Raw genomic sequence first — 26,939 nt, 5'->3', positions numbered from 1 at the left:
TCACCACACGGGGGTATGAGAGGCCGGAACCAATAAAAAATTGGCACTGACATTCATCGACACACTATTGAGTTCTCAAAGAACACACGCACACACCATCTAGCGGGTTTGACCCCGGTCGATCGGTGAGGCAACTTATCCAGCTTAGCTCAGCCGTGAACCCAATTCAAAATCGGGGTCTCGTTCGAGCTAGTGTGATCGTCAGGCGCTCAACGTCCTACCTCGTTTCCCTGGTCCTTCGCCCAGCCTTTCGGCTCAGCGCGTCGGCCCCGGGTCGGTGTCCGTGTCGCTCTGACTCGAATAAAGTTACGTGTCGGTGTGCACGATGTCAAATCGCCTGGTCAGGAACGGTTTTCGGCAAGAGGTGATCGTCGCCTTCCGTTCACATGATCAATCCGCGGCACCGACGCGCTCGACCTGACCGCCCAACGCCTGCAGCTGCTCGACGAAATTGGGGTAGCCGCGGTCGATATGGAAGACGTCGTGCACCTCGGTGGTGCCATCGGCAACCAGACCGGCAAGTACCAATCCGGCGCCGGCCCGAATATCCGACGACCACACCGGCGCGCTCGACAGCCGCGGAATTCCGCGCACCACCGCGTGATGTCCATCGGTCCGCGCGTCGGCGCCCAGCCGGATCATCTCCTCCACGAAACGGAACCGCGCCTCGAAGATGTTCTCGGTGATCATCGAGGTACCGTCCGCGATCGCCGCCAGACCGATGGCCATCGGCTGCAGATCGGTCGGGAATCCGGGGAAAGGCAACGTCGAGAAATTCACCGCGCGCGGCCGATCGGCCTGGATCACCCGGAAACCGTCCGGTTCGAACGAAATACGCGCACCCGCCGAGCGCAGCTTGTCCAGCACGAGGGACAGATGCTTGGGGTTCACACCGGTGACCCGGACATCGCCCATGGTCATCACGGCGGCGATCCCCCAAGTCGCGGCCACGATCCGGTCGCCGATCACCTGGTGCGTCGTCGGCGCGAGTCGCTCGACCCCCTGAATGGTGAGCACCGAGGTACCCGCACCACTGATCCGCGCGCCCATCCGAACGAGCATGTTGCACAGATCGACGATGTCGGGTTCACGGGCCGCGTTATCGATGACCGTCTCCCCCTCGGCCAGCACGGCCGCCATGAGGATGTTCTCGGTAGCGCCCACCGAGGGAAAGTCCAGCCTGATCCGCGCACCCTGGAGTTCTTCGGCGCGCGCGACCACACAACCGTGCTCGATTTCGCTGGTCGCGCCGAGCAGACGCAGACCCGCCTGGTGCATATCCAATGGTCGCGAACCGATCGCGTCACCGCCGGGCAGGGCGACAACAGCTCGCTTACAACGCGCCATCAGTGGACCGAGCACACAGACCGAAGCGCGGAACTGCGTAACCGCCGGAAAATCGGCGTGGTACTTGGGCTCCGCAGGCGTGTTGATCGTGACGACCGACCCGTCGATCGTGACGTCGCAGCCGAGGCCGCGCAGCACATCACCCATCAACGGCACATCGAGGATGTCCGGGCAGTTCGTAATGGTGGTCGTGCCTTCGGCCAGCAATGCAGCCGCCATCAGCTTGAGGACGCTGTTCTTCGCACCTCCGACCGCGACCTCACCGACGAGTCGATTCCCGCCAGTAACCAAAAACCGTTCCATGCCGCCTCTCCGCGTATTCGGCGCACTGTTGGTGCAAAGGATAGTTGCGTTGCGGGCTGGTGGTAGCAGTGCCGGGGTTATATCCAGGTAGCTGGGACGACTTTCGGGGTGTCCAGCAACTTTTGCGCGTGTCGGTGCGGATCGGACAGTTCACGAACCACCTTGTTCGCCACCAGGCTTCCACAACACGTCACCGCCCGGGTTGGCGACACGGCTGAGGATGAACAGCAGGTCGGAGAGGCGGTTCAGGTACTTGGCCGGAAGGATATTCGTATCTTCCGGATGCGCCTGCACCGCGGCCCATGCCGAACGCTCCGCCCGCCGCGCCACTGTACGAGCAGTGTGCAGCAGGGCGGCCAGCGGCGTACCGCCGGGCAGAATGAACGAATTCAGTGCGGGCAGATCGGCATTGAATTCATCGCACCAGGCTTCGAGACGGTCGATATAGGGCTGGGTGATGCGCAGCGGCGGATACTTCGGCTCCTCGACCACCGGCGTCGAAAGATCCGCGCCCGCATCGAACAGATCGTTCTGCACCTGGCGCATTACCTTCAGCAATTCCGGCGCAGGGTCACCGAGCGCGACGGCGACGCCGATGGCGGCGTTCGTTTCGTCACAGTCGGCATAGGCGACCAGCCGCGGATCGGTTTTGGCCACCCGCGAGAAATCGCTGAGACCGGTAGTCCCGTCGTCGCCGGTCCGCGTATAGATCCGCGTCAGGTGCACATTCACGAGTTCAGCCTAGAGTCCGGGCAGCCGACGGGTGCGATCCGAGGGCCGGGATTCGACCCAGGAGAGGAAGGCAGCCAGTGAGCCGCGGTCCAGGGCCAATTCATAATTGCCGTCATTATCGGAAACCGCGGTCACCGCGATCTCGTCGGTCATGATGTCGTATTCGTCGCCGCGCGGGCCGCGCCGATCACCGATCTCGATGCCCTGGCGTCGAATGGTGGAGTCAGGGCCCAGTTTCAGACTGGAGAGCTTGTAGAAGACGAGGCGATCCTCGTCATATCGAATCAGGCCGTGCCGCCACCCCTGACCGCCGCGTGCGGGCAGCACCCGCAGAATCGCGGCGGTGCCGCCGCGGCGCAGCATGATCAGCCGGTAGGTGGAGGCCAACGCCAACAGAACGAGCGTGAGCACCAGAATGATCAGGAGAACCATCCCGGTCTGCAATGCCGTTCGTCCCTTCGTTCCGCCGCCGTGTCGACGACACGGTATTCGATTGGCGGTGTTCGCAGGCCCTCCGTGGTTACGCAGGCTACCGCCTCCGGGCCTGATGCTCACACCGCGTGCGGCCATTCAACCACGGCGCCGAGTTTACAAATGGCCGGGCCTTGTCTTTGAACGTTCGAAACCGGAAACGGCGCTGTCAGCGGCGAATACCTTCGCCGCCGACAGCGCCGTGCTATCGGGTCGTACCCAATCCTGGTGCGGTACTACGCCTTCGCCTCTTCGACCGCGCGCACCTGGCCCTGGGCCGCGATCTTCGCTTCCTCGGAGGCATCGGCGTCGTCCAGCACCCGACGGGCCGCCTCGACGTCGATCTCATCGGCGAACTCCGCGGATTCGGCCAGCACCCGGACCGAGGTCGCGGTCACCGAGAAGAACCCACCGTGCACCGCCGCGGTGATCCGCTCACCCTCGGTGGGCACGATGCTCACGATGCCACCCTCGACCAGCTGGCCGAGCAGCGGCTCGTGACCCGCCATGATGCCGATCTGACCTTCGGTGGTCTGCGCGCTGACGAACGTCGCCTGGCCGGACCAGAGCAAACGTTCGACGGCGACCAGATCAACTGACATCTCCGCCATGGGTGACTACTTTCCGGCGATCTTCTTCGCGGCCGCCTCGACGTCGTCGAGACCACCGCAGGAGTTGAACGCCTGCTCCGGGAAGTGGTCGAACTCGCCCTTGCAGACGCGGTCGAACGCCTCGATGGTGTCGGTCAGCGGCACCACGGAGCCCGGCTGGCCGGTGAACTTCTCGGCAACGATGAAGTTCTGGCCGAGGAACTTCTCCAGACGACGGGCCCGGCCGACGAGGACCTTGTCCTCTTCGGAGAGCTCGTCCATGCCGAGGATGGCGATGATGTCCTGCAGTTCCTTGTACTTCTGCAGGATCCGCTTCACCTCGTTGGCGACCCGGAAGTGCTCCGCACCGACGATCGAGGCCTCCAGGATGCGGGAGGTCGAGGTCAGCGGGTCGACAGCCGGGTAGATGCCCTTCTGCGAGATCGGGCGGGAGAGCTCGGTCGTCGCATCGAGGTGGGCGAAGGTGGTCGCCGGGGCCGGGTCGGTGTAGTCGTCGGCGGGCACGTAGATGGCCTGCAGCGAGGTGATGGACCGACCACGGGTCGAGGTGATGCGCTCCTGCAGCTCACCCATCTCGTCGGCCAGCGTGGGCTGGTAACCGACGGCCGAAGGCATGCGGCCGAGCAGAGTCGACACCTCGGAACCGGCCTGGGTGAACCGGAAGATGTTGTCGATGAACAGCAGCACGTCCTGATGCTGCACATCGCGGAAGTACTCGGCCATGGTCAGGGCCGAGAGCGCGACGCGCATACGGGTGCCCGGCGGCTCGTCCATCTGGCCGAAGACGAGGGCGGTGTCCTGGAGGACGCCCATCTCTTCCATTTCCAGGTGCAGGTCGGTGCCCTCACGGGTGCGCTCACCGACGCCCGCGAACACCGAGGTGCCGGAGAACTCCCGCGCGATACGGGTGATCATCTCCTGGATCAGAACGGTCTTGCCGACACCGGCACCACCGAACAGACCGATCTTGCCGCCCTTCACGTACGGGGTCAGCAGGTCGATGACCTTGATGCCTGTCTCCAGGATCTCGGTCTTACCCTCGAGCTGGTCGAATGACGGAGGCTTGCGGTGGATGCCCCACTGCTCGCCGTCGCGGCCGAGACCCGGGGTGTCGAGGCAGTCGCCGAGGGCGTTGAACACGTGGCCCTTGGTGATGTCGCCGACGGGCACCGAGATCGGCTTGCCGGTGTCGGTGACGGTGGCGCCACGGACCAGACCGTCGGTGGGCTGCATCGAGATGGTGCGCACGATGTTGTCACCGAGGTGCTGGGCGACCTCGAGGGTCAGGGTCTTGGCCACCGAGGTCAAGGTGATCTCGGCGTGCAGAGCGTTGAACAGCTCAGGGATGGAACCCCGCGGGAACTCGACGTCCACGACGGGGCCGATGACGCGGACGACGCGACCTGTTTTCGCGCCGGTCCGGCTCTCTTGTGTGACTGCTGCGGTCATTTTTCTCTTCCTGCGCCTTTAGTCGCGGTCCGAGCTCGAAGCCAGCGCGTTCACGCCGCCGACGATTTCGCTGATTTCCTGCGTGATCTGGGCCTGCCGCACCGAATTCGCCTGCCGGGTAAGCACATTGGCCAGTTCGTTGGCGTTGTCGGTGGCTGCCTTCATTGCGGTGCGCCGAGCCGCGGACTCGGATGCCGCTGCCTCGAGCAACGATGAGTAGATGCGCGTGTTGATGTACTTGGGCAGCAACGCCGCCAGCAGCACATCGGCATCGGGCTCGAACTCGTACTGCGCGGTGAGTTCCGCGGTCGGCGAGTCGGTGAAGCTGTCCTCACCCATGTCGTAGTCTTCGTCGACATAGCTGACCTGGATCGGCGCCAGGCGACGCACCTCGGGGGTCTGGGTCAGCATCGAGACGAAACGGGTGTACACGATGTGCAACTCGTCGACGCCCTCGATATTGCCCACCCCGTTCGGGGCCGGAACCTCAGCCTCGGAGCCCGCCATGAACGCGTCCACCAGGTGGTGGCATGCGGCCGTGGCATCGTTGTACTTCGGCTGCTGGGAGAACCCGGTCCACGCGTTGACCACCGGCCGATTCCGGAAGGTGTAGTACGTGAGGCCCTTATTGCCCATCACGTACAGCACCGGCTCCTTGCCCTCGCCACGCAGGGTGACCATGAGCTCCTCGGCGCGCTTGAGCACGTTGGAGTTGTAGCCACCGCACATGCCGCTGTCACTGGTGATCACCAGGACGGCGGCGCGGCGGGGGTTGGCCCGCTCGGTCAGCAGCGGGTGCGACAGATTCGTCGACGCACTCGCCAGCTCGCCGAGGACCTTGGTGATCTCCTCGGCGTACGGCTTCGCGGCCGCAACCCTGGCCTGGGCCTTGGAGATTCGCGAGGTCGCGATCAGCTCCTGGGCCTTGGTGATCTTCTTGATCGAACTCACACCACGAATGCGGGAGCGCAATTCACGCAAGCTTGCCATCAGCGGTTCACACTCCCTTCATTCGACGGTGTCGGATTGCAGCATTCACGGGGCACTGCGTGGTCACGCAAGCTACCGCCTCCGTGCCCGTCGCTCATGCTGCGGATCGAATAGCGCATCAGCGGACTCGATTACTTCTCGACGTGCTTGCGGGTCACCGACAGCGATTCGACCTCTTCGTGGTCGAGCTCACCGGCGGCGGCCTCGTTCACGACGCGCGAGCCGTCGGAAGCGAGGAAGCCCTGCTTGAACTTGTCGGTGGCCGCCTTGATGGCATCGCCGTTCTCGTTGTCGAGGACCTTGCCGCCCTGGATCGACTTGAAGGCGTCGGCCGCGCTGCGGTGCAGATCCTCGAGCAGTTCCACGTTGAAGCGACGGATGTCGGCAACCGGTACCGAGTCGAAGTAGCCGGCGTCGACCAGGAAGATCGAGACGATCTGGTCCTCGACCGGAACCGGCGAGTACTGGTCCTGCTTGAGCAACTCGACCCAGCGGGCACCGCGCTCCAGCTGTGCGAGCGAGGCGGCGTCGAGGTCGGAGGCGAAGGCGGAGAACGCCTCCAGCTCGCGGTACTGCGCCATTTCCAGACGCAGCGAACCGGCGACCTTCTTCATGCCCTTGGTCTGGGCGGCGCCACCGACACGGGAGACCGAGGTACCGACATTGATCGCCGGGCGGACACCCTTGTTGAACAGGTCGGACTCGAGGAAGACCTGGCCGTCGGTGATGGAGATGACGTTGGTCGGGATGAACGCCGAAATGTCGTTGGCCTTCGTCTCGATGATCGGCAGGCCCGTCATCGAGCCGGCGCCCATCTCGTCGGACAGCTTCGCGCAACGCTCCAGCAGACGCGAGTGCAGGTAGAAGACGTCACCCGGGTACGCCTCGCGGCCCGGCGGACGACGCAGCAGCAGCGAGATGGCGCGGTAGGCCTCGGCCTGCTTGGTCAGGTCGTCGAACACGATCAGGACGTGCTTGCCCTGGTACATCCAGTGCTGGCCGATCGCCGAACCAGTGTAGGGCGCAAGCCATTTGAAGCCGGCCGAGTCCGAGGCGGGGGCCGCGACGATGGTGGTGTACTCCATCGCACCGTGCGATTCCAGCGCGGTCTTCACGCCCGCGATGGTGGAACCCTTCTGGCCGATAGCGACGTAGATGCAGCGAACCTGCTTGTTCGGGTCGCCGGTCTCCCAGTTCGCCTTCTGCGCCAGGATCGCGTCGATGCAGACCGCGGTCTTACCGGTCTTGCGGTCGCCGATGATCAGCTGACGCTGACCACGACCGATGGCGGTCAGGGCGTCGATGGCGGTGATGCCGGTGGCCAGCGGCTCCTCGACCGGCTGACGCTGCAGCACGGTCGCGGCCTGCAGCTCCAGGACGCGCTGCTCTTCGGCCTCGATCTCGCCGAGGCCGTCGATCGGCTGGCCGAGCGGGTTGACCACGCGGCCGAGGAACTTGTCACCGACGGGGACCGAGAGCACGTCGCCGGTGCGGCGAACCTGCTGGCCCTCTTCGATTTCCGCGAACTCACCGAGGATGACCGCGCCGATCGCGCGGTCCTCCAGGTTCAGCGCGACGCCGAGCACGCCACCCGGGAACTCGAGCAATTCATTGGCCATCGCCGAGGGCAGGCCACTGACGTGCGCGATGCCGTCACTGCAGTCGGTGACAACACCGACTTCTTCGATGGAGGTTTCCGGGGTGTAGCTCTGGGTGTAGCTCTCGATCGCGCTACGGATCTCATCGGTGGAGATCGTCAGCTCCGCCATAGTCTTCCTGCTCTCGCTGTCTGGTCTGGATGTCGGGGGAGGTGGGTCGTCAGGCCAGAGCCCGACGCAGCCGTTCCAAGCGGCCGGTGGCGCTGCCGTCGATCAGGTCGTCGCCGACCTGTACCACGACGCCGGTCAGCAGACTCGGATCGACCTGCACGTGCACCGTGACCGGCTTGCCGTAGATGCGCTGCAACGACGCCCCGAGATGGTCGCGCTGCTGGTCGGTCAGCGCGACCGCGGCACGCACATGCGCGACGATCTGATCGCGCCGCGCGGCCGCGAGATCGGACAGCTCGCCGAACGCGCCGCCGATATTCGTCGACCGGGTGACCACCTGATCCGCCAGGGTCTGGGTGATGGTCTCGGTCTTGCCCGCGAGCAGCCGGTCGATCAGTTCGCGCTTGGCCGCTGCGGGCTTCGCGCGATCCGAAAGTGCCTGCTCCAGTTCGGGATTGTCGCCGATGATCCGGCCGAGCCGGAACAATTCGTCCTCGACCGCCCCGAGTCGTCCGCTGTCAGCGGCGGACTCCAGCAACGCCTCTTGGCCGAGCAACACCAGGGTGTCGACCAAATCGGCGGTGCGCGACCAGTTCTGGGCCACCGCGGTGGTCAGCACCGCCAGGGTGGCGGGGCTGACCTTGCCGCTGAAGACCCGCTCGCTGAGTTCGGCGCGCGCCGAGCCGGGCACCGACACGTCCGCGAGCGCAACACGCAGCGAACGCTGGTCATCCAGCACGGCGACAACGGCGAACAGTTCCGACCCCGTCGTGGCCGCAACACTGTCGCTTCCGGTCAGAGCGGCCCGAAGTGCCTCCCGTGCCCGGGAGCTTGCCTCGCGGCTCGCTGCGTACATGCTTCTCACTTTCGCGTCGCTACCTTCCGACCCCGATGCCGGCATCCGACTGATCGAGTTCGGACAGGAACCGGTCGATCGATGCCGCTTGCTTAGCTTCGTCCGAAACCGACTGTCCGATAATCTTTTCGGCCAAATCGACGGCAGTTTTGCCGACTTCGGCGCGCAGCTCGGTCAGGATCTGCTGGCGCTGTGCTTCCAGCTGGCTGTGACCGGCAGCGACGATGCGGTCGCTTTCGGCCTGTGCTTCCGCGCGCATCTGCGCGAGGATCTGCTGGCCCTGGGTGCGTGCGTCCTCACGGATGCGCGCGGCCTCGAGCCGGGCGTCAGCCAACTGCTGCTGGTACTGCTGCAGCGTCAGCTGGGCTTCTTCCTGCGCGGCCTCGGCCCGCTGGATTCCACCCTCGATCTTGTCCGCACGTTCATCCAACACCTTGATAAGGCGCGGGATGACGTACTTGTAGAAAATGGCGCCGACGATCGCAATGCAGACCACCGACCAGACGATGTCGTAGGTCTCGGGGATGAGGGGGTTGATGTCCTCCCCTGTCTCCGCCGCGAGCATAGAAAGCGTGCTCATAGCAATCTCAGAAGATGAAGCCGGCCACAAGGCCGATCAGGGCGAGGGCCTCGGTGAACGCGATACCGAGGAACATGTTGGTGCGGATGGTGCCCTGGAGCTCGGGCTGCCGGGCGATGCCCTCGATGGCCTTACCGACCACGATGCCGACGCCGATGCCGGGGCCGATGGCGGCGAGACCGTAGCCGATGGCGCCGAAGCCCTTGAACTTCTCGGTGGTGGTGGCGGCTTCCTGGGCCAGGTACGCGAGGCTCATGAGTCTTCCATTCCCTTTCTTTTGCTCACCCGCCGGTCGGCGTGGTGCAGCAGATATCCGGTAGTTGTGCGGTCAGTGCGAATCGGCGTGTTGTGCGAGTCCGATGTAAACGGCGGTCAGCAGCGCGAAAACGTAGGCCTGCAGGAAGATGACCAGCATTTCGAACAGCGTGAACCCGAGTCCGGCCAGCAGCGAGAACGGCGAGAACACCTTCATCCAGGCCGCGGCGTCGAACAGGAAGAACCAGGTGGCGCTGAAGAACAGCACCAGCATGATGTGGCCGGCCAGCATATTCGCCATGAGTCGGACGGTCAGCGTGAACGGACGCAGGATGAACGTCGAGACGAACTCGATCGGAATCAGCAACACGTGCAATGCGGGCGGAACATTCGGAACGACGATGCTGCTGCGCATGTAGGTGACGAACCCGTATTTCTTGATACCCACGAAGTTGAATGCGAGGTACGCGATGAGGGCCAGCACCAGCGGCATGCCGATTCGGGCGTTCGACGAGATGTTCAGCCCCGGAATGATGCCGGAGAAGTTGAGGAAGAGAACCGCGAAGAAGATCGTCGCGATCAATGGGAAGTACTTGCGACCGGATTCCTTGCCGAGCACCTCGTCACAGATCTGATCCTTGACGAAGACCAAACCGGTTTCGGCGATGTTCTGCAGACCACGCGGGACGATGCGAGGATTGCGGAATGCCAGCACCATGACGAGTACCAATGCGGCGGTCATCACCAGCCGGATCAGCATCAAACGGTCGAGTTCGAACGGCGTACCCTCGAACAGCACGGCTGGAGGGAAGAAGTCGGACAGCGATGGCGCGTGGAACTCGCCCGCCAAAGTGGTGACGCTCAGCGTTCTCTCCCGTGTTCGGGCCGCGGGTACGGTCATTCCCGCGGTTCGATCGGACATTGACGATCAATTGGGTCGACTCAGGTCGGCTCGAAAATTCGTCAGCAGCTGTGCGGCATACCGCCCGGGCGTCTGTACGTAGTGTCGGCGACATTCGTCGACATGCAGAACCGGAACCCCTCGGAGCCCGGCACGGCAGTAAGCATAGCGGCAGTTGGCGGGATCTCGGTGATCCCCCTTGCTTGGTCGCTTGCTTACCAACACTTTACCAAGTTATCTACGACAGCGTGTAGGTGGGGGCGATTATTGCTGCGCAGAGGGCAAATCGGACTCACCGGTCGGTACGTTTACGTACGGAACCTTCTGCCGCAGAACGCCATACGTCTCCGCGCCGAGCACGATGATCAAGGACCCGACCACGGTCAGGAACAGCGCCATCCGATCGTAGAAGTCGAACCGCTGCAGCACCGCGATCACGATCATCGCGACCAGCAGCTTGCCCACCCAACTCACCAGCATGACCAGGCCCGCGGTGCTCGCAGGCAGCTTCGCGCCGAACAGCACGACGGCCGCGGTGGTGAGAATGAAGCCGCCGCCGATGGCCGCGCCGAGCAGTGCGCCCCAGAGTCCGGACAGGCCCGCGACGGCCGAGGCGATGGCCACCGAAACCACTACCAACACGGCCAAACCGATCACGCCGTAGCGCAGCGCCGCCTTCAGCGGGGCGTCGGGACCGGGGACAGGGTTAGTGAGACTCACGACCGCGCCTCGCTGGCGCTCGGCTCCGTCGTTCCTCTGGACGCTGTGTTTATGGTTCGCTCCCTCACGACCCGAACTTTACCTGGGCCTTGCTTTACGAATCCGCGGGCTCCTTGCGCCGCAGGCCCGGTATGGCGGTCACCACCAGCGCGAAAACCAGCCCGCCCGCCATCATCAACACCACAATCCGGCGATCATGGATCAGCGAAGTGCCGACGGCGCCGAAGGCGAGCACACCGACCCATAAATAGATCACCAGCACAACGCGACGGTGCGAATGTCCGATCTGCAACAGCCGGTGATGCAAGTGCATTTTGTCCGGTGTCGAGAAACTCACACCGGCCCGAACCCGGCGCACGATCGCCAACAGCAGATCCAATACCGGAATGAACATCACAGCACCGACGAGCAGCAGCGGCGAAAGCAGACCGACGATGTCGCGAGGTCCGTAGCCCGCCAAATTGATTCGGCCCGAGGCACCCGTCGACACCGCGGCCAACATGAGCCCGATCAACATCGAACCGGAATCACCCATGAATATCCGGGCGGGCGAAAAGTTGTGTGGCAGAAATCCCATGCAGGCGCCCGCGAGTGCGGCAGCGAGCAGGGCAGGCGGATAGGTGTCGACCGAACCGCCCTGGCTGTAGAGCAGGCCGACGGTGAATACGAAGACCGCGCCCGCGCAGATCAGCCCCAATCCAGCCGCGAGACCGTCGAGTCCGTCGACGAAATTCATCGCGTTGACCAGCGTCACAGTGATGCCGACCGTGACCAGACCGCCCTGCAGCGCGTCCAGCACCACCGTCGTGTCGTTGAACGGGTTGTAGATGACGTACCAGCTCAGGCCCATCACCGCCATCACACCGGCAGCGGTGACCTGACCCGCGAATTTTGTCAGCGCGTCCAGGCCCCAGCGGTCGTCGACGATGCCGACGAGCACGATGAGGGTGGCTGCCACCAGTACCGCCGGAATATCCGGCGCGTAATCGAAGCCCCTTCGCAGCGCGGGCAATTGGTGCGCGAACAGCACCGCCGCGACCACCCCGATGTACATGCCGACGCCGCCCATTCGCGGAATAGGTTTGACGTGCACATCGCGCTCGCGCGGCACCGCCACCGCGCCGAAGGCGATGGCGAGCACCCGGATTCCGCCGGTGGCCAGGAAGGTCACCGTGCCCGAGATGAGAAGCACGAGCAGCAGCTCGCGCAAAGGAACTACCGCACCCGAACCGATCATCCGTTTATCTGATCCGCCATCTGATCACTGCGTCCCGAGGTCACCGCGTCGCGACGCTGGTCAGCGCCTCCGGGGACATTCCGAGCACATCGGCGATATCGCCAGCCGGTACCGCGCCCGCGCGCAGAATCCGCGGCTGATCGGCGGTGAGGTCGACGATGGTCGACGCGACCGCATGTTCGGCCGGGCCGCCGTCGAGATAGACACCGATTAGATCGCCGAGCTGATCGCGCGCCTCGGCGGCGGTCTTGGCGGGTGGCTGTCCGGAGACATTGGCGCTGGAGACCGCAAGCGGACCGACCTCACGCAGCAGTTCCAGCGCAACCGGGTGCAGCGGCATCCGCAGCATAACCGTGCCACGGGTGTCACCGAGGTCCCAGGCGAGCGAAGGCGCCTGCTGCACAACGAGACTCAACCCACCGGGCCAGAATGCCCGGATCAGCTCGCGGGCCTGCGGGCGCACCGAGAACACCAGACCGTCGATGGTGTGCCAGGAGCCGACCAGCACCGGCACCGGCATATCGCGACCACGCCGCTTGGCGGCGAGCAGATCGCTCACCGCGGTGGAATCGAACGCGTCCGCGGCCAGACCGTACAAGGTATCGGTCGGCAGTACGACCAGCCGGCCGGATTTCAGGGCACTGGTAGCCGCGGTCAGTCCGGCGGCGCGCGAGTCGGGATCCGCGCAGTCGTAGACGGTACTCACGGCCACCATCCTGTCACGCGTGCCACTCGATGCCACCATCGGCGGGGTTGGTTCGATCCGATGGTCGCCGGGTCAAGCACGAGTCGCGACGACGAAGCGGGGCTTACCCGCGAGGTCCGGATGCTCGACGATGTCGGTGAAGTCATCCTGTTCGGCCAGCAGAGCGGCGAGATCGGAGCCGTTGGTGTCGTCGTGTTCGATGGCGCAGGAACCGCCGGGACGCAGCAGACGAGAGATGGTGGGAATCATCCGGCGGATGACGTCCAGTCCGTCCGGACCGCCGAAGAGCGCCAGATGCGGATCGTGATCGGCGACCTCGGGATCGAGTTCGGCGCCTTCGGGAATGTACGGCGGATTGGCGACGACGAGATCGACCGCACCGTTGCGTTCGGTGAGCAGATTCGGGTCGGTGACATCGTCGGCGTACAGGGTTATCGGGGTGTCGCCCTCGGCAATGCGCAAATCTGCATTACGACGCGCCCATTGCAGGGCCGCGGGATCGATTTCGATCGCGTGCACGTCCGCATCAGGGCGGGCCTGGGCAATGGCGAGTGCCAGCGCGCCCGAGCCGGTGCACAGATCGACGACGACGGGCATGTGATCGTGCGGCAGCGCCTCCAATTGCGCCAATGCCCAGGCGAACAGCAACTCGGTCTCGGGACGCGGCACGAAGACACCGGGCCCGACCGCGAGTTCGATCTGGCCGATCGCCGCGGTGCCGGTCAGGTGCTGCAGGGGAATTCGCTGTGCGCGGCGGTTCACCAGGGATCGATACTCCTCGAGCAGCTCCGGTGCGACCAGTGGGGTCAGCGCTAACCGGGTCCGATCGACACCGAGTAGATGTGCGGCCAAATACTCGGCGTCGGCCTGCGGGCTGTGGACGCCCGCCGTCCGCAAGGTTTCGACCGCCTGGTTGATGGCGGGCCGCAATGCCACACGGGTCATGGGCTTACCCGCCTCTCCGCGTATTTCGTCGGTTGTAGGTACCCACTGGCGTCGCGCGCCGGCGGTTGCCTACCGGGGCGCGTACCCGCGGAGTTGCCCATGTTCATACCAAATCGGTCGACGCGACCGGCACGGTGTCGAACTGCGACTTATTCCGCGGCCATTCTGGCTTCGCGATCCGCCTTGCCCAGGGCATCCAGGAGTGCATCCATATCACCGTCGAGTACGGCGTCGAGGTTGTGTGCCTTGAAGCCGATGCGGTGGTCGGTGATGCGGTTTTCCGGGAAGTTGTAGGTGCGGATGCGCTCGGAGCGGTCCACGGTGCGGATCTGGGAGGCCCTGCCTGCTGCGGCTTCCTGATCGGCCTGCTCCTCGGCGAGCGCCTGCAGTCGAGCCGCGAGCACCTGCATGGCGCGGGCCTTGTTCTGCAGCTGCGAGCGCTCGTTCTGGCAGGTCACCACAGTGCCCGAGGGCAGGTGGGTGATGCGGACCGCGGAGTCGGTGGTGTTGACGCCCTGGCCGCCTTTGCCGGAGGAGCGGTAGACGTCGATGCGCAGATCCGATTCGTCGATCTGTACCTCTTCGACCTCGTCGGGCTCCGGGTAGATCAGTACACCGGCCGCCGAGGTGTGGATGCGACCCTGCGATTCGGTCACCGGAACCCGCTGGACGCGATGCACGCCGCCCTCGAATTTGAAGCGGGACCAGACACCGTCGCGCGCGGCGTCGCGACTCTTGATGGAAATGGTCGCGTCCTTGTAGCCGCCCAGGTCGGAGATGTTCACATCGAGAATCTCGACCTTCCACCCATGCCGCTCGGCATACCGGACGTACATGCGGGCCAGATCCGAGGCGAACAGCGCCGATTCCTCGCCGCCCTCACCGGATTTCACCTCGAGCACCACATCGTCGCCATCGTGCGGGTCGCGCGGGGCCAGCAGATCCGCGAGGGTCCGCTCCAGCTCGGTGACCTGTTGTTCCAGGTCCGGCACCTCGGCGGCGAAGGACGCGTCGTCGGCCGCGAGTTCCTGCGCGGCGGCGAGATCCTCGCGGGCGGACTTCAGCTTGTTGTAGGTGGCCATGATCGGGGCCAGCTCGGCGAACCGTTTGCCGACCCGGCGCGCGGCACCCGGATCGTTGTGCAGCGCCGGATCGGCGAGCTGCGACTCCAGGCCCGCGTGCTCGGCCAGAATGTCATCGATCGCGGACGGTTGCGTCACGGTGCTTCCTCTCGTTATCCGTACTGGCCACACAAAAGCGCCGACGCCCGGCCTGCAGTGCAGGACCGGGCGTCGGCGGGGAAGCTACTTTGCGTCGGCCTTCTTGCCGGCACGCTTGCCGTAGCGAGCCTCGAAGCGGGCCACGCGACCACCGGTGTCGAGGATCTTCTGCTTGCCGGTGTAGAACGGGTGGCACTGCGAGCAGACCTCGACGGTGATGTGTCCCGACTCCTTGGTGCTGCGAGTCTGGAAGGTGTTGCCGCAACCACAGACGACAGTGGTCTCGACATACGACGGGTGAATTCCTGCCTTCATGGGTGTCCTCTCGATATTGGCCGCCGGGTCGCCCGCGCAGATCGCGAGGACGTGAACCGGAGCCGACTTAGGCGGGAGGCCTGCTCGTCGGAGCAGACGCAACGACCGCTCAGTATGCCAGAACGGTGGTTACGCTCCCAAAACACCCCAGACCCCTGGTTTGTTCCCGCCCCCTAGGTAGTCCCCAAGTCCCGTTGCCAATTGAACTACTGGCACGCGTTGATCGTGTTCTTACGGAACCCTTAATACAGGTAGTCAACTACTCGTGGATACGAACACCAATGTTCATAGAGTTTTAGGCCTGATGCACATCGGCGTGCCGAGACAGAAGGGAGAACACTGTGAACAGCCGCGTTGCTCTGGCGGTCTTCGTTTCGTTGATTCTCACTGTCGCGGTCGGCTGGTTAACCACTCCGGTTCGCCCGGACACCTACGCGTACGCGAAACCCACTGCCGCACAGTTCGACCCGGCCACTACCGCCGCGAGCAGCGGTAGCCCGGCCGCCATGACCGCGATCATCCTGGCCTTCATGATCGCGGGCGCGGCAGGCATAGGTCTCGCGTTTTTCAGCCCGAGAACGCCGAAAGGGCCCCGCGTACACGGAGCCCCTTCGACAGTGAAACCGGTCTTCGACCTACTCGTCCAGCGCGCCCGGCGCGGTCTTGCTGACCTGCATCAGGAACTCGAGGTTGTTCTTGGACTTCTTCAGACGATCGATCAGCAGATCGATCGCCTGGTGCGAGTCCAGGCCGGACAGTACGCGGCGCAGCTTGTGCAGCACCGCCGCCTCGTCGGGGCTGAGCAGTAGCTCGTCCTTACGAGTACCGGACGGGTTGACGTCGACGGCCGGGAACACGCGCCGTTCCGCGATCTTGCGGTCCAGCTTGAGCTCGGCGTTACCGGTGCCCTTGAACTCCTCGAAGATCACCGTGTCACCGGTCGAACCGGTCTCGACCATGGCGGTCGCGATGATGGTGAGCGAGCCGCCGTTCTCGATATTGCGCGCCGCGCCGAGGAACCGCTTGGGCGGGTACAGCGCGGTCGAGTCGACACCACCGGAGAGGATGCGACCCGATGCCGGCGAGGAGTTGTTGTATGCGCGGCCCAATCGGGTGATCGAGTCGAGCAGCACCACAACGTCTTTGCCCATTTCCACCAGGCGCTTGGCGCGCTCGATGGCCAGTTCGGCGACCGAGGTGTGATCTGACGGCGGACGGTCGAAGGTCGAGGCGATGACCTCGCCCTTCACCGAACGCTGCATATCGGTGACCTCTTCCGGACGCTCGTCGACCAGCACAACCATGAGGTAGACCTCCGGGTTGTTGATGGCGATGGCGTTCGCGATGTCCTGCATGATCGTCGTCTTACCGGCCTTGGGCGGGGAGACGATCAGGGCGCGCTGGCCCTTACCGATCGGCATGATCAGGTCGATGACACGGGTGGTCAGCTTGTTCGGCTGGGTCTCCAGCCGCAGACGCTGGTTCGGGTACAGCGGGGTGAGCTTGCTGAACTCGGGCCGCCGCTTGGCCGCGTCGACCTCACCGCCGTTCACCGTGTCCAGGCGCACCAGCGGATCGAACTTCTGGCGCTGGTTGCTCTGCTCACCGTCGCGCGGGGCGCGCACCGCACCGGTGATCGCGTCACCGCGGCGCAGGCCGTTCTTGCGGACCAGGTTCATCGAGACGTAGACGTCGTTCGGTCCGGCCAGGTAGCCGGAGGTGCGCACGAAGGCGTAGTTGTCCAGCACGTCGAGGATGCCCGCGACCGGCTGCAGGACATCGTCCTCGCGGATCTCGAGCTCGCGTGCCTCACCGCCACCGGCGCCACCCTCGCGGTCGCGACCACGACGACGTTCCCGGAACCGGCGTCCACGCCGTCCGCGACCGCCCTCGTCCTCGTCACCGCCACGGTTGGCCTCGCCGCGGCCGCCGCCCTCGCCACCACGGCCGCTATTGGCACTGCCGTTCTGGTTGCGGTCGCCGCCCTGATTGCGCTCGCCACCCTGGCTGCGCTCGCGGCGGCGTTCGCCCTGCTCCTGCTCCTGCTTGGGCTCGTCACCACGGGCCTCGCCCGCCGCGGCATCGCCACCGGCGCGCGCCTGGTCGCGACCGCGACGCTGCCTGCCGCGACCGCGCTGACCGCCCTCGCGACCGGAATCCTCGGTGGTCTCCGCCGGCGCGGCCTCGGCCTGGGCCTGATCGGACTTCGACTCGGCAGACTTCTCGGCGGCCTTCGGCGCTGCGTCGGCCACGGCCTCCTTCGCGACAGCCTGTTTCGCCGGAGCGTCCTTGGCCTGGGCTTCCTTCGCCGGAGCGGTAGCCTCCTTCGCCGGGGCGGAAGCGGCGGGCGTCACGTCGAGGGTGCCCTGCTCGGCCTTCGCCGGCGCCGCCTTGGCGGCGTCCGCATCGGACTTCACCTCGCCTCGCGCGGACTTTTCCGCCTTCGCCGACTTTCCGGCCTGATTTTCCTTGATGGCGGCGATCAAATCGCCCTTGCGCATTCCAGAGGTGCCTCGGATACCGAGCTCCCCCGCGAGCGCGCGCAATTGCGGCAACAGCATTCCAGTCAGCCCCGATCGTGCGACGTCGGTTTGTTCGCTCATCTTCGAAATCTGTCCGGAGTCACTTTCGCGGTCCCCTGTCGGGTTGGAATCCACCCCGGGTGTCGCGAGCAGGTCCGTATCTGTCACGGAAATCCTTTCCTTCCCTCGATTGCCGTGTGCTGTTTCGAGGGTTTCGTCCCGCAGTCCGTGCGTTCTGCCGGACTCGGATGCGAGGGCCGAGCACAAAGCTCGGACCGGCGCTTTTTGCCGTATCACCTGCCCCGCCGGACCGGCGGCTTCGCCACCAGTTCCCGAAAGGTGGGAGAGATCATTCCAGTTGCGCAGCTACGCAGCACCCCCATGGCCTGGAGGCTCGAGCCTGGAGCCTGCTGGAGCGATTGCCCTGATGAAGCACCGGCGTCTGATGCGCACGATGTACGGACGTGCTCAGGATAGCTGGCAACCTGGAACATCGGCAAGGCAGACGCGCCGTCAGTCGACCTGGACGCCTTCTGCGAGTCCCGGCTCGACCACGCGGAGCCCGTCGATGGCCGCGAGTTGGCGGAGTTCGGCAGGGAATTCGCTGGTACCCAAGGCCAGTACGGTCGGTCCCGCGCCGGATACCGTGGCCGCGATCCCGGCCGCACGCAGCCTGGCGATCCATTCGGTGGTCAGCGGCAGTGCGGGCGCGCGCTGGGTCTGATGCAGACGATCGGCCGTCGCGGGCAGGAGCAGGTCGGTACGTTGCGTCAGGGCGACGACCGCGAGCGCGGCGCGGCTGACATTGAATGCGGCATCGCCATGCGGTACGACCTCGGGCAACAGGCCGCGAGTATGCGCGGTCGAGGAGCGCTCTTCGGGAATCAGCACCACCGGACGCAGCGTGGGATGCGGATCGAGGCGCACCGCACGGTAGACGCGGCCGTGATCGAGCGCCACGGCACCGGCGTTGGCGGCGTCGGCAGCGGTTTCGGTCCAGGACACTACGATTCCGCCGAGCACGCTGGCCGCGGCATTATCGGGATGACCTTCGAATTCCGATGCGAGCTGGACCAATTGGTCACTGCCGATGGCCAATGCCGGATCCAATTTCGCGGCGAGACCGCAGCCCGCGGCGAGACCGCCGACCACCGCCGAGGCCGACGAACCGAGACCGCGCGAATGCGGAATTACGTTGCGGCACACCACATCGAGACCATCGGCCCAGACGCCCGCCGCCTCCAGGCCGCGCTCGATCGCGCGCACCACGAGATGTGAAGGGCCCCATGGCACATCGTCGGCACCTTCGCCCTCCACTCGGATGGTAAGGCCGGAATCGGTAGTGCGCACCTCGATCTCGTCGTAGATGCCCAAAGCCATACCGAGCGAATCGAATCCGGGGCCGAGGTTGGCACTGGACGCGGGCACCCGCGCGGTCACGGACAGACCGGCGGGCAGCGTCCTCGTCATCAGTTGGCTTTCGCGCGAATTCAACTCAGGCCAGCTCGAGTTCGTGGGCGACCGCGATCGGGTCGACCGGAATCGCCTGCACCTGCGGCATTCCCGCGAGCGCGTTGTCCGGATCCTTGAGGCCGTTGCCGGTCACCGTGCACACGACGGTCAGCCCGGAATCCAGCCACCCCTCCTTGCGCGCGGCGAGCAGGCCGGCGATGCTGGCCGCCGACGCGGGCTCGACGAAAACACCCTCGGTCGCGGCGACCAGTCGGTACGCCTCCAGGATCTCCTCATCGGTGGCGGCGCGGAAGGCGCCACCGGACTGCTCCTTGGCCTCCACCGCGCCGTTCCAGGACGCGGGCGCGCCGATCCGGATGGCGGTGGCGATCGTCTCGGGATCCTTGACCGGGGCACCGTTGACCAGCGGCGCAGCGCCCGCGGCCTGCACACCGAGCATGCGCGGCAGGCCGGTGGTGATGCCGTCGGCGTAGTACTCGCGGTAACCGCGCCAGTAGGCGGTGATATTGCCCGCATTGCCCACCGGAAGCGCGTGCACATCGGGCGCCCTGCCGAGCACATCGCAGATCTCGAACGAGGCGGTCTTCTGGCCCTCGATACGCGCCGGATTCACCGAATTCACCAGACCGACGGTCGGGAATTCCGCGGTGACCTTGCGCGCCAGCTCGAGACAGTCGTCGAAATTACCGTCGACCTGGATGATCTTCGCGCCGAGCATCACGGCCTGGGCCAGCTTGCCCATGGCGATCTTGCCCTGCGGAATCAGCACCGCACAGCTCATCCCGGCCCGGGTCGCGTAGGCGGCGGCCGATGCCGAGGTGTTGCCGGTGGACGCGCACAGCACGGCCTTCTGCCCGCGGTACTTCGCGTCGGTGATGGCCATGGTCATGCCGCGGTCCTTGAAGGATCCGGTCGGATTCAGGCCCTCGACCTTGAGGTACACATCACAGCCGGTCAGCTGCGAGAGATGCGGTGCGGGCACCAGCGGGGTGCCGCCCTCGTACAGGGTGACCGGGTCCCAGTCGGCGGCGCCCGCCAGGCGATCGCGGTAGGCGGCGATCAGGCCGGGCCATCGCGAGTGCACTCCTGCCTGCGGCGCAACGGCTGTGCTCACCCACCCCGCCGGCTCCGCCGTCTGCCGTCCCCTGGTCGTACGCCCACCCATCGCCCGACCACCACCCCCCACGGAATCGCTACGCGATGCAGTTGTCATTCGTTGGTGCCTTCCAATCTCAGAACGCTGGTCACGGATGTGACGGATTCCATTTCCGCCAGGGCGGCGACGGTGTCCGCGAGCGCCGACTCCGACGCGTGGTGGGTGACCACGACCAGGCGCGCACCCTCGCCGTGTCCTTCCTGACGGACCGTGGAAATGCTCACCTCGTGGTTGGCGAATTCGCCCGCCACCTTGGCCAGCACCCCGGGTCGGTCCGCGACCTGCAGGTTCACGTGGTACCGCGTGGGCGTATCGCCGATCGGCGCGATCGGTAGCTCAGCATAAACCGACTCGCCCGGAGCACGGCCACCGAAGAACTTATTGCGCGCCGCCATCACCAGATCGCCGAGCACCGCCGACGCCGTCGGGGCGCCGCCCGCGCCCTGGCCGTAGAACATCAGCCGACCGGCGTTCTCCGCCTCGACGACCACCGCGTTGAATGCGCCGGTGACCGCGGCAAGGGGGTGCTTGCGCGGTATGAGGGCCGGGTAGACGCGCACCGAGACGCGCTCCTTGCCGCCCTCCTCCGGGCTCGGTTCGCCCGGACCCGCGGCCACCCGCTCGCAGATGGCGAGCAGTTTGACCGTGCAGTCCAGTGCGGAAGCGGTCTCGAGATCCTCGGCGGTGATTTTCGAAATGCCCTCGCGGTACACATCGGCCGCGGTCACGCGGGTGTGGAAGGCCAGCGAGGCCAGGATCGCGGCCTTGGCGGCGGCATCGTAGCCCTCGACGTCGGCGGTCGGATCGGCCTCCGCGTAGCCGAGGCGGGTGGCCTCTTTCAGGGTGATCTCGTAGTCGGCACCGGTCTCGTCCATGGCGGAGAGGATGAAGTTGGTGGTGCCGTTGACGATGCCGACGACCTTGTTCACACGGTCACCGGACAGCGACTGGATCAGCGGGCGCACCACCGGGATCGCGCCGGCGACGGCGGCCTCGAAATACAGGTCGGCGCGGTGGTGCTCGGCGGCGGCGGCGAGTTCGCCGGTGTAGTCGGCCAGCAGTGCCTTATTGGCGGTCACCACGGATTTGCCCGCGTTGAGTGCGGCCAGAATGAGGCGGCGGGCCGGATCGATGCCGCCGATGACCTCGACCACCAGATCGACATCCTGGCGGGCGACCAGCGCATCCGCGTCGGTGGTCAGCAATTCGGCCGGGATACCGCGGTCGGCGTCCAGGTTGCGCACGGCGACACCGCGCAGCACCACCGGCGCGCCGACGCGCGCACGCAGGTCATCGGCGTGGTCGCGCAGAATGCGCACCACCTCCGTGCCGACATTGCCCATCCCGAGGACCGCGACTCCGATCGGACGATCGGTCCCCCATACGCCGAACTTCACAGCGTCGGTCATGATTCCACCTCCAGGCTGAGCAGATCCGCCACCGTTTCCCGGCGCAGAATGAGTCGCGGCACACCGCCCCGCACCGCGACGACCGCCGGCCGAGTCAGCTGGTTGTACCGGCTGGACATCGAGTAGCAGTACGCGCCGGTCGCGGCGACGGCGACCAGGTCGCCGGGGCCGACATCGGCGGGCATCCACGTATCGCGGATGACGATATCCCCACTCTCGCAATGCTTTCCGACGACCCGGGCGACCACGGGCGCGGCATCGGAGGAGCGCGAAACCAGGCGGCAGTCGTAGTCGGCCTGATACAGCGCGGGGCGGATGTTGTCGCTCATGCCGCCGTCGACGCTGACGTAGCGCCTGCGCAGTCCGGCATCGAGCGAGACGTCCTTGATGGTGCCGACCTCGTAGAGGGTGACGGTGCCCGGTCCGGCGATGGCGCGGCCGGGTTCGACGGCGATCTTCGGCTCGGGCAGTCCGGCGCGGCTCGCCTCGGTGGCGACCAGCTTGCGCAGGCTCGCGGCGAATTCGTCGAGCGGCGGCGGGTCGTCATTGGGCAGGTACGAAATGCCAAGTCCGCCACCGAGATCCAGGGTGGCGATCTGCGCGGTGCGCTCGATGCCGAACTTGTCGATGGCCTCGCGCAGCAGGCCGAGCATGCGGCGCGCGGCGATCTCGAAACCATCGATTTCGAAGATCTGCGAACCGATGTGGCTGTGCAGACCGACGAGCCGGAGATTATCGGCCTCGAAGACGCGCGCGAGCGCCTCCATGGCATCGCCGCCCGCGATCGAGAAGCCGAACTTCTGATCCTCGTGTGCGGTCGAAATGTATTCGTGGGTATGGGCTTCCACGCCGACAGTGACGCGGACGAGCACATCCTGAACGACTCCGGCGCGGCCCGCGATGGCCTCCAGGCGCTCGATCTCGATCAGTGAGTCGACCACCACATGCCCGACGCCCGCCTCGACCGCGGCTGCCAGTTCGGCGACCGATTTATTGTTGCCGTGCAATGCGATTCGGTTCGCGGGGAAGCCCGCGTGCAATGCGATGGCCAGTTCGCCGCCGGAGCAGACATCGAGGGAAAGACCCTCGTCGCGTATCCAGCGAGCGATCTCACCGCACAGGAATGCCTTGGAGGCGTAGTGAACTCGCGCGTCCGGGCCGAAGGCGGCGACCATATCGCGGCAGCGGGAACGGAAGTCGTCCTCGTCGACCACGAACAGCGGGGTGCCGAACTGCTCGGCAAGCTCGTGCACCGGCACACCGGCCAGGTGCACGACACCCTCGGCATCGCGAGAAGCGTTGCGCGGCCATACATTCGCGGGCAGATCGATCATCTGTTTCGGATCGCTCGGACGCTCCGCGAGACTGGGTGCGTGTGGAATATCTGCATGCCGAGGACCGGCGGGATGGACGCTCACGACTCCACCTCGCTGACGCTCGGCTCCGCGGTGACCGTCCGAGACGCTGTGTCTATGGTTCGCTCGCTGCGCTCGCTCACTACATTCGCTCCGGTGCACTAACGCCGAGCAGCTCGAGGCCGTTGCTCAGCACCTGACGGGTGGCATTGGCCAGGGCCAGCCTGGCGGCATTGGTCGGCGTGACGGGTTCGTCGCCGAGGGGCAGTACGCGCAGGTTCTTGTTGGTCTGGAACCGGTGGTAGGCACCGGCCAGTTCCTCCAGATACCGTGCGACGCGGTGCGGTTCGCGCAGGCTCGCGGCGCTGGCGACGGCACGCGGGTATTCGCCGATGGTGCGGATGAGTTCACCCTCTTCATCGGCGGTGAGCAGACCGAAATCCGGTGTCACCGTGTCGTATTCGAATTCGGCGGCATTGCGTGCGATGGACGCGGTCCTGGCGTGCGCGTATTGCACGTAATAGACCGGGTTCTCGTTGCTCTGGCTGGTCCACAGGTTCAGGTCGATATCGATGCTCGAGTTCACCGAGCTGCGCACCAGCGAGTACCGGGAGGCGTCGACGCCGATGGCCTCGACCAGATCATCGAGGGTCACCACGGTGCCGGCACGCTTGGACATTCGCACGGCCACACCGTCTTTGACGAGATTCACCATCTGTCCGATGAGCACCTCGACGGTGGCGGGATCATCGCCGAAGGCGGCCGCGGCGGCCTTCAAACGTCCGATATAGCCGTGATGGTCCGCACCGAGCATGTAGATGCACAGATCGAACCCGCGCGAACGTTTGTTCTGGAAGTAGGCGATATCACCGGCGATATAGGCGGCATTGCCGTCGCTCTTGAGAACGACGCGGTCCTGATCGTCACCGTATTCGGAGCTGGCGATCCACCAGGCCCCGTCCTTTTCGTAGAGGTCGCCGGAATTCTTGAGCTTGGTGACCGCCTGTTCGACCGCACCGGATTCGAATAGCGAACTCTCGTTGAAGTACACATCGAAATCGGTGCCGAATTCGTGCAGCGATTCCCTGATATGGGCGAACATCAACTCGACGCCCTCGGCACGGAAAAGTTCGAGCTGCTCGTTTTCCGGCAGAGTCGGCGCCTCTGGGTGCGCGGCCACGATCTTGGCGGCGATCTCGCCGATGTATTCACCCGCGTAGCCGTTTTCCGGGGTCGGCGCGCCGGTAGCGGCGGCGACCAGGGATTTGGCGAAGCGGTCGATCTGCGCGCCGTGGTCGTTGAAGTAGTACTCGCGGGTCACGTCGGCGCCCTGCGCGGCCAGAATGCGGCCGAGCGCATCACCGACGGAGGCCCAGCGGGTACCGCCGAGATGCACCGGACCGGTCGGATTGGCCGACACGAATTCCAGATTGATCCGGGTGCCCTTCAGGGTGTCCGAGGTGCCGTAGGCCGCGCCCGCGGTCAATACCTGTTGCAGGATCGCGCCCTGCGCGGAGGCGGCGAGCCGGATATTGAGGAAGCCGGGACCGGCGACCTCGGCGGTATCGATGGCGTCCGTGGTAGCCAGCGCCTCGGCCAGCCAGGTCGCCAACTCGCGCGGATTCGTTCCGGCCTTCTTACCTACCTGCATGGCCACATTCGTGGCATAGTCGCCATGTTCCGGATTACGGGGGCGCTCCACGTTGACCTCGTCGGGCAGGACCGCAGGGTCCAGTCCACGTTCGACAAGCACCTTCGCCGCGGTCGCGCGAAGGAGATCTGCAAGGTCAGCTGGAGTCACGAGTCTCTATCCTATGGTCTGGGCAGGTGTACGCCTCGAGTGGGCACCTCGGCGGAGCCCTCCGCAACCACCCAGCACCGTGGATCAATACGTGGAAAGAGCACAGCGAGCATGCCGAGCAGCACGAGCGCCAAATCGGCCAAGGCCGTCCGGGCCGCAGGGAAGGTCGCACCGTCGCGGAAAAAAGGCGGCGGCAAGGTTCCGATGGGCAAGGGCCCGTTGAAGAAGCGCCAGATCCCCTGGTTGGTCATCGGAGCCGCCGTGGTGATCATCGCATTGATCGGTGCGCTCGCGTTCAGCCTGGTGCCGAAGTATCGGGACAAGGCCGAACTCGAGAAATTCACGCCGAGTGCACAGAAGAAGGATCCGTCGGATCAGATCGCCGGGGTGACCAAGAAGGACTACCCGGCGGGACTGCACGTCGTGGGTACGCAGCGCGTCGCGTACGACCAGACCCCGCCGTTCGGCGGTCCGCACGATCAGGTCTGGGCGAACTGCATGGGCGTGGTCTACAGCAAGCCGGTCCGGGTCGAGAACGCGGTGCATTCGCTCGAGCACGGTGCGGTGTGGATCGCCTACAACCCCGACAAAGTCGACGCGGCGGGCATCGACACGCTGAAGCAGAAGGTCGAAGGTAAGCCGTTCACGTTGATGTCGCCGTTCCCCGGACTTTCCTCGGCGGTATCGCTGCAGTCCTGGGGGCATCAGCTGAAACTGGACAGCGCCGACGACAAGCGGGTCAACCAGTTCATCACCGCCTTGCGCGCGAACCAATACGCCTACCCCGAGGTGGGCGCGAGCTGCTCGAACCCAGCGTTCGACGCGAACAACCCGACGCCGTACGACCCGACGCCGCCCGGACCGGATGCGGTGCCGATGGACGGCAAGGGCCTGTCGCAGGACCGGACCGAACTCGGCGGCGCCTCGGGTGGTCTGCCCGGTATGCCGAATATTCCGGGTGTGCCGAATATCCCGGGCTTGCCCGGCGGAATTCCGACCCAGCCGACGGAAGGTCAGTAGATGTCCGTGGATGCCGAAATCGAGCCTGACGTGACGACCGATTCCACGGGTTTGGCCGCACAGGCACGGCGGCAGCGCACTCCGCTGCTGGTGCTCGGTGCGATCGGCATCCTGCTGATCGGTTTCGCGGTCGGCGTGCTGGCCCGGCTGCCGCTGGACAGCAATAGCGAGCCCGATCCCGGCGCGGTCGATATCGGGTTCAGCCAGGACATGTCGGCACACCACGCGCAGGCCGTCGAAATGGCCGGTATCGCGCTGATCGCTTCCACCGATAACGATGTCCGCAGGCTGGCCTACGACATTCTGACCACCCAGCAGGAACAGATCGGGCGGATGCAGGGCTGGCTGCAGATGTGGGGTAAACCGAACCAGAATGTGGACGGCTATATGGGCTGGATGACCGAACAGCCGGGCCATTCGCATTCCGGTGCTACCACCGACCACGCAATGTCGGGCCCATCGGCGTCCATGCCGGGCATGGCGACCACCGCGGAGGTAACCGCGCTGCGCCAGGCCACCGGTCCCGCGCTGGACACGATGTTCCTGCAGTTGATGCTGCGCCACCATCAGGGCGGACTCTCGATGACCGAATACGCCGCCCAGCACGCCGAAACCACCGCGGTGCGCACACTCGCGGCGGCCATAGCGACCACTCAGCAGGGCGAAGCACAGCTCATCACCACCATGCTGACCGCCCGCAACGCGAAACCACTGCCGCAGAACTGATCCATCGCGTCGGGCCGGGAACCGAAACTCCCCGGCCCGACACACTTTTTGGCGGACGCCGCGCAATGCG

At 65.4% G+C, this 26,939-nt stretch carries 26 protein-coding genes; 2 read left to right on the top strand and 24 right to left on the bottom strand.

Translation table 11 applies throughout. The features are described 5' to 3' along the window. Positions 1-390 precede the first annotated feature (390 nt). From murA to argS, 24 genes are all read right to left on the bottom strand, one after another. Positions 391-1,650 carry a UDP-N-acetylglucosamine 1-carboxyvinyltransferase gene (gene murA, locus ACFYOW_RS33430; RefSeq protein ID WP_387294049.1) on the bottom strand — a complete coding sequence of 420 codons (1,260 nt, stop codon included), beginning with the start codon at positions 1,648-1,650 and terminating at the stop codon, positions 391-393. A 150-nt stretch (positions 1,651-1,800) separates the two neighbouring features. Next, positions 1,801-2,382 (bottom strand): cob(I)yrinic acid a,c-diamide adenosyltransferase, encoded by a 582-nt coding sequence (locus ACFYOW_RS33425; protein WP_387294048.1) that lies wholly within the window; start codon positions 2,380-2,382, stop codon positions 1,801-1,803. A 9-nt stretch (positions 2,383-2,391) separates the two neighbouring features. After that, positions 2,392-2,814: a DUF2550 domain-containing protein gene (locus ACFYOW_RS33420; protein WP_040687141.1), complete on the bottom strand. Its 423-nt coding sequence runs from the start codon at positions 2,812-2,814 to the stop codon at positions 2,392-2,394. Positions 2,815-3,089: 275 nt separating this feature from the next. After that, positions 3,090-3,464 carry a F0F1 ATP synthase subunit epsilon gene (locus ACFYOW_RS33415; protein WP_387294047.1) on the bottom strand — a complete coding sequence of 125 codons (375 nt, stop codon included), beginning with the start codon at positions 3,462-3,464 and terminating at the stop codon, positions 3,090-3,092. Positions 3,465-3,470: 6 nt separating this feature from the next. Beyond that, complete coding sequence (atpD, locus tag ACFYOW_RS33410; RefSeq protein WP_063047772.1) at positions 3,471-4,913, bottom strand: F0F1 ATP synthase subunit beta; 1,443 nt, start codon at positions 4,911-4,913, stop codon at positions 3,471-3,473. A gap of 18 nt (positions 4,914-4,931) precedes the next feature. Next, positions 4,932-5,903, bottom strand: a complete 972-nt coding sequence (locus ACFYOW_RS33405; protein WP_387294046.1) for a F0F1 ATP synthase subunit gamma — start codon at positions 5,901-5,903, stop codon at positions 4,932-4,934. Positions 5,904-6,034: 131 nt separating this feature from the next. Next, complete coding sequence (gene atpA, locus ACFYOW_RS33400; RefSeq protein ID WP_387294045.1) at positions 6,035-7,672, bottom strand: F0F1 ATP synthase subunit alpha; 1,638 nt, start codon at positions 7,670-7,672, stop codon at positions 6,035-6,037. A 49-nt stretch (positions 7,673-7,721) separates the two neighbouring features. Then, entirely contained in the window at positions 7,722-8,528 is an 807-nt protein-coding gene (locus ACFYOW_RS33395; protein ID WP_387294044.1) for a F0F1 ATP synthase subunit delta, read from the bottom strand. A 19-nt stretch (positions 8,529-8,547) separates the two neighbouring features. Further along, positions 8,548-9,108, bottom strand: coding sequence for a F0F1 ATP synthase subunit B (locus tag ACFYOW_RS33390; protein WP_364393234.1), 561 nt, complete (start codon positions 9,106-9,108; stop codon positions 8,548-8,550). 7 nt (positions 9,109-9,115) lie between these two features. Continuing rightward, positions 9,116-9,364 carry an ATP synthase F0 subunit C gene (locus tag ACFYOW_RS33385; protein WP_063047767.1) on the bottom strand — a complete coding sequence of 83 codons (249 nt, stop codon included), beginning with the start codon at positions 9,362-9,364 and terminating at the stop codon, positions 9,116-9,118. Positions 9,365-9,436: 72 nt separating this feature from the next. Further along, on the bottom strand, positions 9,437-10,285 hold the full coding sequence (gene atpB, locus ACFYOW_RS33380) for a F0F1 ATP synthase subunit A (RefSeq protein WP_387294043.1): 849 nt from the start codon (positions 10,283-10,285) through the stop codon (positions 9,437-9,439). A gap of 243 nt (positions 10,286-10,528) precedes the next feature. Next, the gene (locus ACFYOW_RS33375; protein ID WP_387294042.1) at positions 10,529-10,984 is read right to left on the bottom strand and encodes a hypothetical protein; all 456 of its coding nucleotides are present in this window, start codon (positions 10,982-10,984) and stop codon (positions 10,529-10,531) included. A gap of 94 nt (positions 10,985-11,078) precedes the next feature. Next, entirely contained in the window at positions 11,079-12,221 is a 1,143-nt protein-coding gene (locus ACFYOW_RS33370; RefSeq protein ID WP_387294041.1) for a glycosyltransferase family 4 protein, read from the bottom strand. Between the two features lie 40 nt (positions 12,222-12,261). Beyond that, positions 12,262-12,927, bottom strand: a complete 666-nt coding sequence (locus ACFYOW_RS33365; protein ID WP_387294040.1) for an L-threonylcarbamoyladenylate synthase — start codon at positions 12,925-12,927, stop codon at positions 12,262-12,264. Between the two features lie 72 nt (positions 12,928-12,999). Beyond that, a complete protein-coding gene (gene prmC, locus ACFYOW_RS33360; protein ID WP_387294039.1) occupies positions 13,000-13,872 on the bottom strand; it encodes a peptide chain release factor N(5)-glutamine methyltransferase in 873 nt (290 codons plus the stop codon). 149 nt (positions 13,873-14,021) lie between these two features. Further along, on the bottom strand, positions 14,022-15,092 hold the full coding sequence (gene prfA, locus ACFYOW_RS33355; protein ID WP_387294038.1) for a peptide chain release factor 1: 1,071 nt from the start codon (positions 15,090-15,092) through the stop codon (positions 14,022-14,024). An 84-nt stretch (positions 15,093-15,176) separates the two neighbouring features. Continuing rightward, positions 15,177-15,407 carry a 50S ribosomal protein L31 gene (rpmE, locus tag ACFYOW_RS33350; protein ID WP_387294037.1) on the bottom strand — a complete coding sequence of 77 codons (231 nt, stop codon included), beginning with the start codon at positions 15,405-15,407 and terminating at the stop codon, positions 15,177-15,179. Between the two features lie 430 nt (positions 15,408-15,837). Continuing rightward, a complete protein-coding gene (locus ACFYOW_RS33345; RefSeq protein WP_387294036.1) occupies positions 15,838-15,960 on the bottom strand; it encodes a hypothetical protein in 123 nt (40 codons plus the stop codon). Between the two features lie 82 nt (positions 15,961-16,042). Beyond that, positions 16,043-18,097, bottom strand: a complete 2,055-nt coding sequence (gene rho / locus ACFYOW_RS33340) for a transcription termination factor Rho (protein ID WP_387294035.1) — start codon at positions 18,095-18,097, stop codon at positions 16,043-16,045. Between the two features lie 345 nt (positions 18,098-18,442). Further along, complete coding sequence (gene thrB / locus ACFYOW_RS33335; protein WP_387294034.1) at positions 18,443-19,399, bottom strand: homoserine kinase; 957 nt, start codon at positions 19,397-19,399, stop codon at positions 18,443-18,445. A 25-nt stretch (positions 19,400-19,424) separates the two neighbouring features. After that, positions 19,425-20,516 (bottom strand): threonine synthase, encoded by a 1,092-nt coding sequence (thrC, locus tag ACFYOW_RS33330; RefSeq protein WP_387294033.1) that lies wholly within the window; start codon positions 20,514-20,516, stop codon positions 19,425-19,427. Between the two features lie 95 nt (positions 20,517-20,611). Continuing rightward, a complete protein-coding gene (locus ACFYOW_RS33325; protein WP_387294032.1) occupies positions 20,612-21,967 on the bottom strand; it encodes a homoserine dehydrogenase in 1,356 nt (451 codons plus the stop codon). Further along, the gene (gene lysA, locus ACFYOW_RS33320) at positions 21,964-23,385 is read right to left on the bottom strand and encodes a diaminopimelate decarboxylase (protein ID WP_387294031.1); all 1,422 of its coding nucleotides are present in this window, start codon (positions 23,383-23,385) and stop codon (positions 21,964-21,966) included. The genes ACFYOW_RS33325 and lysA overlap by 4 nt, the downstream gene beginning before the upstream one ends. Before the next feature lie 79 nt (positions 23,386-23,464). Further along, the gene (argS, locus tag ACFYOW_RS33315; protein WP_387294030.1) at positions 23,465-25,123 is read right to left on the bottom strand and encodes an arginine--tRNA ligase; all 1,659 of its coding nucleotides are present in this window, start codon (positions 25,121-25,123) and stop codon (positions 23,465-23,467) included. A 111-nt stretch (positions 25,124-25,234) separates the two neighbouring features. On the opposite strand from argS, the gene ACFYOW_RS33310 reads away from it, so the two are divergent. Next, the gene (locus tag ACFYOW_RS33310; protein WP_387294029.1) at positions 25,235-26,143 is read left to right on the top strand and encodes a DUF3105 domain-containing protein; all 909 of its coding nucleotides are present in this window, start codon (positions 25,235-25,237) and stop codon (positions 26,141-26,143) included. Further along, positions 26,144-26,869 carry a DUF305 domain-containing protein gene (locus ACFYOW_RS33305; protein WP_387294028.1) on the top strand — a complete coding sequence of 242 codons (726 nt, stop codon included), beginning with the start codon at positions 26,144-26,146 and terminating at the stop codon, positions 26,867-26,869. Positions 26,870-26,939 lie beyond the last annotated feature (70 nt).

Origin of the sequence: Nocardia sp. NPDC006982 (assembly GCF_042869435.1) — a bacterium.
Lineage (GTDB): Bacteria > Actinomycetota > Actinomycetes > Mycobacteriales > Mycobacteriaceae > Nocardia.
This window is presented reverse-complemented; position numbering and strand designations above follow the sequence as displayed.

Excerpts from the sequence above, each read along its gene's own strand:
- murA (WP_387294049.1), bottom strand. The coding sequence starts at position 1,650 with ATGGAACGGTTTTTGGTTACTGGCGGGAATCGACTCGTCGGTGAGGTC.
- ACFYOW_RS33420 (WP_040687141.1), bottom strand. The coding sequence starts at position 2,814 with ATGGTTCTCCTGATCATTCTGGTGCTCACGCTCGTTCTGTTGGCGTTG.
- ACFYOW_RS33415 (WP_387294047.1), bottom strand. The coding sequence starts at position 3,464 with ATGGCGGAGATGTCAGTTGATCTGGTCGCCGTCGAACGTTTGCTCTGG.
- atpD (WP_063047772.1), bottom strand. The coding sequence starts at position 4,913 with ATGACCGCAGCAGTCACACAAGAGAGCCGGACCGGCGCGAAAACAGGT.
- ACFYOW_RS33405 (WP_387294046.1), bottom strand. The coding sequence starts at position 5,903 with ATGGCAAGCTTGCGTGAATTGCGCTCCCGCATTCGTGGTGTGAGTTCG.
- atpA (WP_387294045.1), bottom strand. The coding sequence starts at position 7,672 with ATGGCGGAGCTGACGATCTCCACCGATGAGATCCGTAGCGCGATCGAG.
- ACFYOW_RS33395 (WP_387294044.1), bottom strand. The coding sequence starts at position 8,528 with ATGTACGCAGCGAGCCGCGAGGCAAGCTCCCGGGCACGGGAGGCACTT.
- ACFYOW_RS33390 (WP_364393234.1), bottom strand. The coding sequence starts at position 9,108 with ATGAGCACGCTTTCTATGCTCGCGGCGGAGACAGGGGAGGACATCAAC.
- ACFYOW_RS33385 (WP_063047767.1), bottom strand. The coding sequence starts at position 9,364 with ATGAGCCTCGCGTACCTGGCCCAGGAAGCCGCCACCACCACCGAGAAG.
- atpB (WP_387294043.1), bottom strand. The coding sequence starts at position 10,285 with ATGTCCGATCGAACCGCGGGAATGACCGTACCCGCGGCCCGAACACGG.
- ACFYOW_RS33370 (WP_387294041.1), bottom strand. The coding sequence starts at position 12,221 with ATGATCGGTTCGGGTGCGGTAGTTCCTTTGCGCGAGCTGCTGCTCGTG.
- prmC (WP_387294039.1), bottom strand. The coding sequence starts at position 13,872 with ATGACCCGTGTGGCATTGCGGCCCGCCATCAACCAGGCGGTCGAAACC.
- rpmE (WP_387294037.1), bottom strand. The coding sequence starts at position 15,407 with ATGAAGGCAGGAATTCACCCGTCGTATGTCGAGACCACTGTCGTCTGT.
- ACFYOW_RS33345 (WP_387294036.1), bottom strand. The coding sequence starts at position 15,960 with ATGCCTGCCGCGCCCGCGATCATGAAGGCCAGGATGATCGCGGTCATG.
- thrB (WP_387294034.1), bottom strand. The coding sequence starts at position 19,399 with ATGACGAGGACGCTGCCCGCCGGTCTGTCCGTGACCGCGCGGGTGCCC.
- ACFYOW_RS33325 (WP_387294032.1), bottom strand. The coding sequence starts at position 21,967 with ATGACCGACGCTGTGAAGTTCGGCGTATGGGGGACCGATCGTCCGATC.
- ACFYOW_RS33310 (WP_387294029.1), top strand. The coding sequence starts at position 25,235 with ATGCCGAGCAGCACGAGCGCCAAATCGGCCAAGGCCGTCCGGGCCGCA.
- ACFYOW_RS33305 (WP_387294028.1), top strand. The coding sequence starts at position 26,144 with ATGTCCGTGGATGCCGAAATCGAGCCTGACGTGACGACCGATTCCACG.